Annotated in this window: 11 protein-coding genes and 1 pseudogene; 4 read left to right on the forward strand and 8 right to left on the reverse strand. The window is 62.6% G+C overall.

Features of this window, described 5'->3' with window-relative positions; genetic code table 11:
- Positions 1-3: 3 nt before the first annotated feature.
- Positions 4-2,196 carry a xanthine dehydrogenase family protein molybdopterin-binding subunit gene (locus tag BMW76_RS27720; protein ID WP_090871066.1) on the forward strand — a complete coding sequence of 731 codons (2,193 nt, stop codon included), beginning with the start codon at positions 4-6 and terminating at the stop codon, positions 2,194-2,196.
- A gap of 126 nt (positions 2,197-2,322) precedes the next feature.
- Here BMW76_RS27720 and BMW76_RS27725 read toward each other — a convergent pair whose 3' ends face one another.
- The 5 genes and pseudogenes from BMW76_RS27725 to BMW76_RS27745 form a co-directional block, all read right to left on the reverse strand.
- A complete protein-coding gene (locus tag BMW76_RS27725; RefSeq protein ID WP_090871067.1) occupies positions 2,323-3,945 on the reverse strand; it encodes an ATP-binding protein in 1,623 nt (540 codons plus the stop codon).
- Positions 3,946-3,999: 54 nt separating this feature from the next.
- On the reverse strand, positions 4,000-4,686 hold the full coding sequence (locus BMW76_RS27730; RefSeq protein ID WP_090871069.1) for an alpha/beta hydrolase: 687 nt from the start codon (positions 4,684-4,686) through the stop codon (positions 4,000-4,002).
- A gap of 226 nt (positions 4,687-4,912) precedes the next feature.
- Positions 4,913-5,305, reverse strand: coding sequence for a group II intron maturase-specific domain-containing protein (locus BMW76_RS42855; RefSeq protein WP_407669030.1), 393 nt, complete (start codon positions 5,303-5,305; stop codon positions 4,913-4,915).
- Positions 5,306-5,477: 172 nt separating this feature from the next.
- Positions 5,478-5,767: pseudogene (locus BMW76_RS27740) on the reverse strand (FAD-binding protein); the annotation flags it as partial.
- A gap of 179 nt (positions 5,768-5,946) precedes the next feature.
- Entirely contained in the window at positions 5,947-6,450 is a 504-nt protein-coding gene (locus BMW76_RS27745) for a LysR substrate-binding domain-containing protein (RefSeq protein WP_090871070.1), read from the reverse strand.
- A 92-nt stretch (positions 6,451-6,542) separates the two neighbouring features.
- On the opposite strand from BMW76_RS27745, the gene BMW76_RS42615 reads away from it, so the two are divergent.
- Together BMW76_RS42615 and BMW76_RS27750 are read left to right on the forward strand one after the other, a co-directional pair.
- Positions 6,543-6,845: an alcohol dehydrogenase catalytic domain-containing protein gene (locus tag BMW76_RS42615; RefSeq protein ID WP_322789303.1), complete on the forward strand. Its 303-nt coding sequence runs from the start codon at positions 6,543-6,545 to the stop codon at positions 6,843-6,845.
- A gap of 42 nt (positions 6,846-6,887) precedes the next feature.
- Positions 6,888-7,631 carry an MDR/zinc-dependent alcohol dehydrogenase-like family protein gene (locus BMW76_RS27750; protein WP_322789304.1) on the forward strand — a complete coding sequence of 248 codons (744 nt, stop codon included), beginning with the start codon at positions 6,888-6,890 and terminating at the stop codon, positions 7,629-7,631.
- A 158-nt stretch (positions 7,632-7,789) separates the two neighbouring features.
- On the opposite strand, the gene BMW76_RS27755 is transcribed toward BMW76_RS27750, so the two are convergent.
- Positions 7,790-8,392, reverse strand: coding sequence for a hemerythrin domain-containing protein (locus BMW76_RS27755; protein WP_090871072.1), 603 nt, complete (start codon positions 8,390-8,392; stop codon positions 7,790-7,792).
- A gap of 586 nt (positions 8,393-8,978) precedes the next feature.
- Positions 8,979-9,143: a hypothetical protein gene (locus BMW76_RS42020; protein ID WP_245763412.1), complete on the reverse strand. Its 165-nt coding sequence runs from the start codon at positions 9,141-9,143 to the stop codon at positions 8,979-8,981.
- Here BMW76_RS42020 and BMW76_RS27760 point away from each other — a divergent pair.
- Entirely contained in the window at positions 9,105-9,245 is a 141-nt protein-coding gene (locus BMW76_RS27760; RefSeq protein ID WP_245763411.1) for a ChaB family protein, read from the forward strand. The two genes, BMW76_RS42020 and BMW76_RS27760, sit on opposite strands and share 39 nt — an antisense overlap.
- On the opposite strand, the gene BMW76_RS27765 is transcribed toward BMW76_RS27760, so the two are convergent.
- Positions 9,196-9,723, reverse strand: coding sequence for a PfkB family carbohydrate kinase (locus BMW76_RS27765; protein ID WP_090871074.1), 528 nt, complete (start codon positions 9,721-9,723; stop codon positions 9,196-9,198). The two genes, BMW76_RS27760 and BMW76_RS27765, sit on opposite strands and share 50 nt — an antisense overlap.
- Between the last annotated feature and the right edge of the window lie 240 nt (positions 9,724-9,963).

Here is a 9,963-nt window from a genome sequence, read left to right on the forward strand (position 1 = left end):
GCGATGACGACCGATATCGTTGATGTTCAGCGTCCGTCGCGACGCACGTTCCTCAAAGGCGCCGGCGCGGCGGCCGCGCTGGCGCTGACCGTCGGCTTCGAATGGGCCGGCACGTCGCGGCGCGCCATCGCCGCTGAAACGGCGAGCGGCACGTTCGCGCCGAATGCATTTCTGCGAGTCGGCACTGACGACAGCGTGACCGTGATCGCCAAGCACGTCGAGATGGGCCAGGGCGCATACACGGGCATCGCGACGATCCTCGCCGAGGAATTGGACGCGGACTGGACGCACGTCCGCGTCGAAAGCGCGCCCGCCGATGCGAAGCGCTACGCGAATCTCGCGTTCGGCACGATACAGGGAACGGGCGGCAGTTCGGCGATGGCCAATTCGTGGACGCAGCTGCGCGAAGCAGGCGCCAAGGCCCGCGTGATGCTCGTCACGGCGGCCGCGCAGCAATGGAAGGTGCCCGCGTCCGAGTTGCGCACCGAGCGCGGCGTCGTCTATCACGACGCGAGCGGCAAGCACGCGACCTACGGATCGCTGTCGACGGCGGCGGCAAAACTGCCCGTGCCGGACCAGGCCACGCTCAAGGACCCGAAAGATTTCAAGCTGATCGGCAGCCAGTCGCCGCGCGTCGACGTGCCGCCGAAAACCGACGGCACCGCGCAATTCACGATCGACGTCACGTTCCCCGGCATGCTCGTCGCCGTGATGCAGCGTCCGCCGCAATTCGGCGCAACGGTGAAATCGTTCGACGCGTCGGCGGCCAAGGCGGTGCCGGGCGTCGTCGATGTGGTGCAGGTATCGCGCGGCGTCGCCGTCGTCGGCAAGAGCTTCTGGGCCGCGAAGCAGGGCCGCGATGCACTGAAGGTCGAATGGGACGACTCGCACGCGGAGAAGCGCAGTTCAGCGGACATCATGGCCGAGTATCGCAAGATCGCTGAGAAGCCCGGCCTGCCCGCGCGCACCGAAGGCGACGCGTCGAAGGCGATCCAGGGCGCGCCGCGCAAGATTTCCGCGAGCTATGAGTTCCCGTATCTCGCCCACGCGCCGATGGAGCCGCTCGACGCCGTCGTCAAGCTCACGGCCGACAGCTGCGAAATCTGGGCAGGCGATCAGTTCCAGACCATCGATCAGGGTAATGCGGCGCGCGCGGCGGGCCTGCAGCCGCAGCAGGTCAGCATTCACACGCTGTATGCGGGCGGCAGCTTTGGCCGGCGCGCGAATCCGGGCTCGGACTACATCTCCGAAGCGGTGTCGATCGCGAAGGCGCTCGGCGCGAACGGCACACCCGTCAAGCTTCAGTGGACGCGCGAGGACGACATCCACGGCGGTCTCTATCGGCCGATGTATTTCCACAAGCTCGAAGCGGGACTCACGCGCGACGGCAAGCTCGTGGGCTGGCAGCATCGGATCGTCGGGCAGTCGATCGTCGCCGACACGCCGTTTTCGGCGATGGTGAAGAACGGCATCGACGGAACATCGGTGGAAGGCGCCGCGAACATCGCGTACGCGATTCCGAACATCTCGGTCCAGCTGTCGACGACGCGCACGGGCGTGCCCGTGCTGTGGTGGCGGGTGGTCGGCAGCTCGCACACCGCCTATGCCGTCGAAGCGTTCATGGACGAAGCGGCGCATGCGGCCGGCAAGGACCCGTACACGTTCCGGCGCGATCTGCTAGAACATCAGCCGCGCATGCGCGCCGTGCTCGATCTCGCGGCGCAGAAGGCAGGCTGGAGCAACAAACCTTTGCCGCGCGGCAAGGGACGCGGCATCGCGGTGGCCGAGGCGTTCCACACGTTCGTCGCGCAGGTCGCCGAGGTCTCGATCGACAAGGACGGCAAGGTCAAGGTGGATCGCGTCGTCTGCGCGGTGGATTGCGGCACGGCGATCAACCCGGACGTGATCGCGGCACAGATCGAAGGCGGCATCGGCTTCGGCTTGGGTGCGGTGTTGTATGGCGCGATCACGTTGAAGGACGGCCGCATCGAGCAGAACAACTTCGACGGCTACCGTGTGCTGCGCATCGACGCGATGCCGCAAGTCGAGGTGCACATCGTCCCTTCGACGGAAGCGCCGACGGGCATCGGCGAACCGGGCGTGGCGCCCATCGGGCCCGCAGTGGCGAATGCGATATTCGCGGCCACGGGCAAGCGCGTTCATGCGCTGCCATTGACGACGCAAAGTCTCGCGTGAAGGAAGTGACGCACGCGCATGCGTGAACATGAGCCGGGGCCAAGCAAACGGCCCCGGCTCTCTTGATGCGTCACGCTGTCATCTGCACACCTCTGATGTGAGCGTTAGCGTTACAAACGCGCGCCGTCACGCATGCCCGCGAAACATCGCGCACGTCCTGAACGCCTGCTCCGACAGCGGAATCTGTTTCGCGCGGCAATAGCGCGTCGTCAGCTTCAGCAGTTCCTTGATGTCCCGTCCGCTCGCTTTCGGATAAGCGCTCGTTAGCGTTTCGACCAGATCGTCGTCGATATCCGCGCCCAACTGTTCGGCGAGCAGCTTCCATAGACGGATCGCATCGCGCCTCGGCGGCGTCTCGTAGTGGATCTTCGCGATGCAGCGCGACAGGATCGCGTCGTCGACATCGTCGATCCGGTTGGTCGTCATGAACAGCAAGCCGTTGAAGTACTCGAGCGTGCGCAGGAACTCCGCAACGATCGCGTTGTGTTCGAGGTCGTTGTCGCGGCGGCGGATGTAGACGTCGGCTTCGTCGAGCAGCAGGATCGCGTCCCAGCGCGTCGCGCGCTGCAAGATGCCTGACAGCGTCGCGCCGACGGATGCCGCCGTCGTGCCAAGTTGCCCCGAATGCACGCGATACAGCGGCTTGCCGACCACTTCCGAATAGATCTCCGCTGTCAGCGTCTTGCCGAGTCCGGGCGCGCCCTGGCAGAGAATCGTCGTGCCGCCCGACTTGCCCGGCACGAAGTCCTGCACGAACACGTTCAGCTTCGACGTCAGGATGTCGATCAGATCGCGATGATGCTCGGGCAGAACCAGCTTCTCGCGCAGTTCGGGCTGGTACTGGTACTCGGTCATGTTCTGCACATGCACCCAGATATTCCGGTGCCATTCCAGGTGATACAGGCAGACGTAGCAATGCAGCGGCACCTTGTCGAAGCCGCCGGCGACATTCGCGCCGCGCCAGAAATCGGCGTCGGCTGTCATCTGAAAGCGCCGCTCCAGCGTCTCCTCATCGTTGACGCACTTCGCGCTCACGCCATCGACAATACGTGTCAACTCCGCGGCGCCCTTCGCATCGACGGCAAACGCCGCTTTCGACACGACGAACTGCGCACCGAAGCGCGGTTGAAACGCCAGAAAGCGCCGCGCGTACTGCTCGTATTCGCGCTTGAATTCCGGGCACTCCTTGTAGAAGCCGAATTCGGCGAGCAGTTCGGGGATCGTGCGGTTCGCGATGTCGAGACGGTTGAACACGAGCGATGTCGTCATGCCCGAGAGGCGCATGTGCGGGTCGGTGCGCTCGGAGTTCGCCGATTGCATCGTATTCGCCAGCATATCGACGACGACATACGGCATGCCCTGCTCGGGTTCGACGTAACGCATGCGGCGCACGAGCCACGGCAGCAGCGTGCCGTCCTTCGCGCGCTTGTACAGCCAGCCATCGATCGCATCGCGCGACAGATACGCGATCAAGCCCGACACCAGCTGATCGAGGCCCGGAATCGTGCGTGCCTGCGGTGCGTTGTAGATGTTGTCGAGCGCGAGCATCTGGAACATCAGCGCGCGCTCGTTGTTCGCCTTGCTCAGCGAATACAGCGTATTCAGCGACTTCGAATCGAACAGCTTGCTCGACACCAGCATGTTGCCGTGACACGCGCTGTGCTGATTGAGCTGTCGTGCCAGCGGCGATTCGGATTCGATCATCGCGAGCAGAGGATGCACCAGTGATTCCGGAATTTCAAAGTCCATAAACGCACTCGTATCGGTTGTGGTCCGGTGACGCGGCGCTCGACTGCGCGCAAGCTAGCCGAGGAAGAACTCGATTGCCATGCCGACGACGGCAGGCTGGATCGCATGCAAGCCGTTGAATTCGACGAACTGCACGTCATAGCCGGCGGACTTCAGCTTCGCTGCGTTCGCGCGGCCGCTGGTTTCGATGGGGAGCTGTTCGTCGCGCAGCCCATGCGCGATAAACACCTTGGGCACGCCCTCCTGCATGAAGACCGACATGAAGCCGCCGGAAAACGCGATCACGTGGCTCGCGATGTCGCCGTTCGTGATGCCGATCGACAGCGCGTAGCTCGCGCCATCCGAGAAGCCCGCAAACGCGAGGCGGCTACGGTCGACGCTATAGCGCGTGGTCACTTCGACGAGCGCCCGATGCAGCCGCTCGAGGTCCGGACCGCTTCCGCCGATCACGATGTCCCACGTCGGATACATCGAATGCGGCGCGAGCACGAGGAACTTGTCGCGCTCAGCGTGCTCTTCGATGAACGGCAGCACCTTCTCCGGGAAACCGCCCGCGCCATGGAACATCACGAAGAGCGGCACGGGGCGTTGCGTACCTTGTGCATCGAGGTCCGTCGGCACGAACAGAACCGCGTCGCGCTCATCGGCGATTCCCAGACGATTTCGGCCTGGCGGCAACGGGCCCTTGCCCGGCTCGGCGTGCATAAACGAAAGACGGCCAAACAGCGAAGGGTCGAACATTGCGGAACCTGGAGATGAACGCGCGTTGCGCACGGTGATGGACGTGCCGGTCGGGAGCCCTTAGATATTCAATATATCACGATTGGGCTTGATGGATTCAAGGACAGTGGACGGGGGCTTGGTGACGCACAAATAAGAACTGATCCGGAACAAACCAATCTGACTTCGCGAAAATAAACAAATTAACCTGAACCGAACGTGAACCTCTCGGCTCATTCGGCTCCCGTTATCCAACCGATACGCCAACGACACGCCAATGGACAAACAACCGCGGGTGGACGGTCGCCATTTTGCATAGCCATGCACAACTATACTGCTTGTGCTGCCGCAACCTCTTGTACTTTCGTCGAGCCCACTGCTGAAGCCGTTGGTCCACGTAGCCGAAGAGGCTGTGCATCGCCGTCCGATAAAACGCCCCATAGTAGTTCCACCACCCTTGTATCGTCGTGTTGCATTGCTGCGCGAGTTCAGCCAGCGTCGCCGATGTCCGTCGGTGTATTCGCCAACCCCGCACTGTCTGCCTCATCCGCTTCAACGCATCGTCACTCACCGCTGGCGCGTGCTCCAGACCATAGCCACCTAATTGACGTTGAATAACGTGTAACCTTACCCCCACCATGTCACGGCTTCTAAAGCGAACTGAAGGTTATTGTGAATAATTCGGATAACTACAGATTTGTTAGTTTGATTTATGTTAAATGGCCTCGCAATGTCGCTGGCGATCCGTCGCACTGGGGTGTTTCACTTGTGATTACACATTCAGAATACGTTGGACTACTATTTACCGTTTACTAAGCGCTCACCAGCTCCGGGAGGATCGTGAGCAGATCGCCGACGAGGCCGGCAGTCGGCGACGCTGAAGATGGCGCCTCTTCATCCTCGTTGATCGCGAATCGCCCTTCGAGTGCCTCATGCCCGCCAGGTGCTGGATCGCGCCGAGATGCCGACGCGATGTACAGTTGCGGCGCGACGATCTTGCCTGTTTGGCCGACCCGATAGTCGTTAGGCACGTACCATCGAATGCTGCGCGCGAGACGCCCATTACTGTGCCCAGCTTGTCTGCCAGCCCCTCCAGAATCCTTCTGGACCGGTCCGTGAAGATCAGGACCGGTTGCGCATTTCAGCTCCGGTATAACCTGGGAAGGCTGCTTAGCCGTAGCAAGGGAAAGACTTCGGTCTGCCCTTTTCCGTCAGGAAGATCGTCGGTGGAGAGTGAATCGCAACCGGGTAAATCACGCTGGGTGCTCCCTATGCTCATGATCACGCCAACCCGTTTGCCGCAATCCGCGTCAGCGTCTCGCGCAACCAAACGCTGCCCGGATCAGCCTGATCGCGAGGATGCCATGCAGCAAACAGCGAAAATCCGCGCGCCTCGAACGGCAACTCGAACACATCGAGCACGTCCCGATAGCGCGTGACGAGCCGCGACGGCAGCGTCGAGACATAGTCCGTGCGAGCGAGCAGCTCGGGCACGAGTGTGAAGTGCTGAACCGACAGCGCAACGTGGCGCGCACGCCCAAGCGCCTGCAAATGCTCGTCCATGAAGCCGAAAAAGCTGCCACCGCTCGTCGAAACGAGCACATGGCCCAGCGCACAGTAGCTATCGAGATCAAGCGGCGCGAGTCCGCGCGGATGCCCCTTGCGCTGCACGAAGACGAAGTGCTCGTCGTAAAGTTTGCGCGCCTTCGTCCACGCCGGGACCATCCGCTCCGAACCGATCAGCAGATCGATCTCGCCGCGCTCGAAGCGCTCGGCGCTCGTCATGTTGATAGGTCCAATTCTGACTATTGATTTCAAGAATATGTCGGCCGCCGCTACAGTTCAATCGTCCGATGACCCTTTCGTGAGGAAAGACGATGAAAGCCTGGATGCTCGATGAACCCGGCAAACCCCTGGTCTTGCGCGATGAACCGACGCCGCTACCGCGGCGCGGCGCCGTGCTGCTGCGCATGGAGGCGGTGCCGCTGCTCAGCTATACCCGGTCATACGTCGAGGGCAAGCTGCCATATGCATTTCCGCCCGGGCCGTTTTCGCCAGGGACGGACGGCATCGGCATTATCAAGACCGTCGGCGAAGGCGTGTTTGGTTTTCGGCCCGGCCAGCGCGTTGTTGTACATCCGCACTGGGTTGCCAATGAAGCGGTGGCTGAGCCCGAGTAGATTCTGATTGGCCTCACCGGCGTCAGCACGGGCAGCGCGCCGATGCTCGCCGATTTTCCGCACGGAACGCTGCGCGAGTTCGCAGAATTCCCAGCTTCATCCGTGCTGGCACTCGACGGCCTGGATGCGATGCCGGCAGCGCGCCTGGCGGCGCTGGGCAAATTTTCGGTGCCGTTCGGTGGCTTGCGCCGCGGCAGACTTGCGGCCGGCGAGACAGTGATTGTGAACGGTGCGACGGGATACTTCGGTTCGGCGGCCGTGATCGCGGGGCTGGCGCTTGGAGCCAGCCGCATCGTCGCCCTCGGCCGTCGCGCCGAGCCGCTCGCGAAGCTCGTCGAGTTAGGAAGTGGCCGCGTCGTGCCGATTGTGCTGACGCGCGATGGTGCGCGCGATGTCGCTGCAATCCGTGAGGCGGCTGGCGGCGGTGCCGACCTTGCTTTCGACATGGTCGGCCACGCACAGGAACCGGACGCGACGCTCGCGGCGCTGCGCAGCTTGCGCCGCAACGGGCGGCTCGTGCTGATGGGCAGCATGGACGTCGATCTGCCCATCGCCTACAGCGAGATGCTGCGCAACAACTGGGAGCTGATCGGTCACTTCATGTACGGCAGCGCCGATTACCTCGCGCTCGTGTCGCTCGTGACGTCGGGACAGTTGTCGCTCGATGTTGTCGAGCTCGCGACTTATCCGTTTGCACGGCTCGAAGCGGCGATCGATCGCGCGGGTGCCGCGCAGGGGCTCCAGTGCACGGTTGTCAGTGCAGAAGGAGAAAGAGCCTGGGGTTGAGCTGCACGACCGGTCGCGCCGAGGGCGGTTCGCGAGAGCCGGGATAATTCCAGCGCGAAGGAAACGACCTGCATAACAATCGACGGGCCGGACAGTCTTGACGCCACAGTTTCGTGAGTTTGAATAACTGTGGGCGTCCGCTACGCCCATGTCTTTTCTCACTGCCTCGCGGGGAATGAAGGGATGTCTGATGGGAGCCCCCGGTCTCTGGCCACCTTCGCATCAAGATCGATTTGCCTGCGAAGTGTCTCAAAGCGTTCGAGTACATTGCCTCCGAAGAGCGGGTCGGGGCTGGCCGGTAGGGTTGCATCTACTGCAGCCCAGTCCTGTTCTGTCAGCACCTGTGCAGCGCGAGGCATCACGTCTCGCTCCTCCGTGGAAAGGTGGTGCCGATAATACACAAGGTACGTGGCCGCAGCTGCCTCCAGCACGGCGCGCGGGGTCACAACATCTTCTCCGGCCTCATTGATGTGAGCGAGGAGATCATCGCCGGCCGTCGCAAGCACGCGATGCTCCTGCAGAAGGCGGTTTGCCACCAGTTTGATCCCAGGATCCCGTTCGGCAAGCCGCGCGTACGCGACATCTTCTCGCGGATGATGAACGCGGTCGGCGAAATTTCTCATGTAATACAGGATGTCGGCCATAAGCAGGTAATTCGGGCTCACGCCCCTTTGCAAAGCCGTAACCTGTTCCTCAAGAATGTCGAGTAGCCGGGCGAAATTGATGTGCTCGGTGTGCCATGCGGCAAGTGGGTCGGCCATGGTCGTTCTCCATGGAGATGGGTCGAGTACAGAAGACGTCTGGTGCGATAGGCAGGACATTACCCAAGGCCCTGCGCTCGACGCGCCCAGCGCGATGCAATGCAATTGGAATGCTATGATTTTCGACCCGGGAAGAACTGACGCAGGTCAAACCAACGGCGTCGTCGCGCGCGGATCGTTCCAGGCCACGTGGCCGGATGAGGCATGGACCTCACTGACGTGCCCTTGATCGATCGGCGGCTTTAAACGCGCCATCAACCGAATGAGTCTCGTATTGCAACCCGATGCCGCTTACGCAACGGACCATCGCGCGTGCTGGAACTCGGGCACAGTCGTCGGGCGTCCTCACCGATACAGGCCATGAAAACGAACCGCTTCTGCACGGTCTCTTGAGAGGATCTAACACTTCTAGAGTCTGTTCGCTGCACCGGTCGGAGATTTCGGCCGGATATCTGCCTGTGGGCCGCTGCTGGAGCGTTCCGTTCGGACGAAAGCGGAAGCAGGATCGGAAGCGGGATCGGCGCGGAAAGCGGGGATGCTTGCCGCCGTCTTGCAGAGACTCGCAGAGACTCGAAGCGTCAGAGCATCATGGGTTTCTGTCCAGGCGTGCCATGCGTTCACGACCTGTCAAACGGGAGATGCGATGCCCTATCAGACAAACGAGGATCTTCCGGCGTCCGTCCGGGATCACCTGCCCTCTCACGCCCAGGATATCTATCGCGCCGCGTTCAATCACGCGTTCGATGCGCATGCCTCTGATCCGCGCCGCGAAGAGGCGGCTCACCGGATCGCGTGGGCGGCCGTCAAGCGGTCCTACGACAAGGAAGGCGAAACGTGGGTCCGCAAATCCTAGACGTGCCCTTGTGAGAACACGACGCGCCTCCCGTAGCCAGGAACCGTGTTCCCGGATCGGGCGGCTTGCGCGGCGACAGGCGATTCTCCGTGACATACGCGCGGGCCACGTCGCGCGCATCGCAAAGCCGCGTACCCGGCTGCTTCATCGTTGCGGCGGCCGCGGCAGTCCCGTAACCGAGCGCTTCGCGGGGGACTGCGCCCTGGTCCAGCGCCCAGAGCATGCCGGCGAGAAAGCTGTCGCCTGCGCCGATCGCGCTTCGCACCTCGGTTTTCAGCGCGGGCATGCAGTAGGTCTCGTCGCGCGTCGTCAGCAGCACGCCATTTTCCGCAAGCGTCAGCGCGACCATCCGCGCCTTGCCGTCCGCGATCAACGCCCGCGCCGCGTCGGCCTGGCTGTCGGCATCCGGCAGCGGCAAGCCCGTCAGCTCGCGCAGTTCGTTGAGACTCGGCTTGACGAGTTCACGCGCGCGCTGTATTGCACAGCTGGCGTTCGCGCACTTTCAGCCCGAACAGGATTCCTTATCCCGCCCGTCTTAGTTTGCTTCGTGATGACTCTCTTGCAGAGCGGGAAGCGGAACCTGCGCGGCCCGCGCGTCCGTTTCGACCACGGCCGGTTCGACAGGCGCGGCCTGATCCGATGACGCTCGTCGCGCGCGCTTTCAGCGTGAGCCGTTCGAGCGCATCGCGCTTGCCCGCGAGCCATTCGCTTGCGGGCC

Origin of the sequence: Paraburkholderia diazotrophica (assembly GCF_900108945.1) — a bacterium.
Lineage (GTDB): Bacteria > Pseudomonadota > Gammaproteobacteria > Burkholderiales > Burkholderiaceae > Paraburkholderia > Paraburkholderia diazotrophica.

What these genes read in the sequence shown, in the direction of transcription:
- BMW76_RS27755 (WP_090871072.1), bottom strand. Translation starts at nt 8,392, where the DNA reads ATGGCCGACCCACTTGCCGCATGGCACACCGAGCACATCAATTTCGCC.
- BMW76_RS27720 (WP_090871066.1), top strand. Translation starts at nt 4, where the DNA reads ATGACGACCGATATCGTTGATGTTCAGCGTCCGTCGCGACGCACGTTC.
- BMW76_RS27730 (WP_090871069.1), bottom strand. Translation starts at nt 4,686, where the DNA reads ATGTTCGACCCTTCGCTGTTTGGCCGTCTTTCGTTTATGCACGCCGAG.
- BMW76_RS27725 (WP_090871067.1), bottom strand. Translation starts at nt 3,945, where the DNA reads ATGGACTTTGAAATTCCGGAATCACTGGTGCATCCTCTGCTCGCGATG.
- BMW76_RS27750 (WP_322789304.1), top strand. Translation starts at nt 6,888, where the DNA reads ATGCTCGCCGATTTTCCGCACGGAACGCTGCGCGAGTTCGCAGAATTC.
- BMW76_RS42020 (WP_245763412.1), bottom strand. Translation starts at nt 9,143, where the DNA reads ATGCGCATCGAACGCGTGATTGAACGCGGCGCGATAGATATCCTGGGC.
- BMW76_RS42855 (WP_407669030.1), bottom strand. Translation starts at nt 5,305, where the DNA reads ATGGTGGGGGTAAGGTTACACGTTATTCAACGTCAATTAGGTGGCTAT.
- BMW76_RS42615 (WP_322789303.1), top strand. Translation starts at nt 6,543, where the DNA reads ATGAAAGCCTGGATGCTCGATGAACCCGGCAAACCCCTGGTCTTGCGC.
- BMW76_RS27745 (WP_090871070.1), bottom strand. Translation starts at nt 6,450, where the DNA reads ATGACGAGCGCCGAGCGCTTCGAGCGCGGCGAGATCGATCTGCTGATC.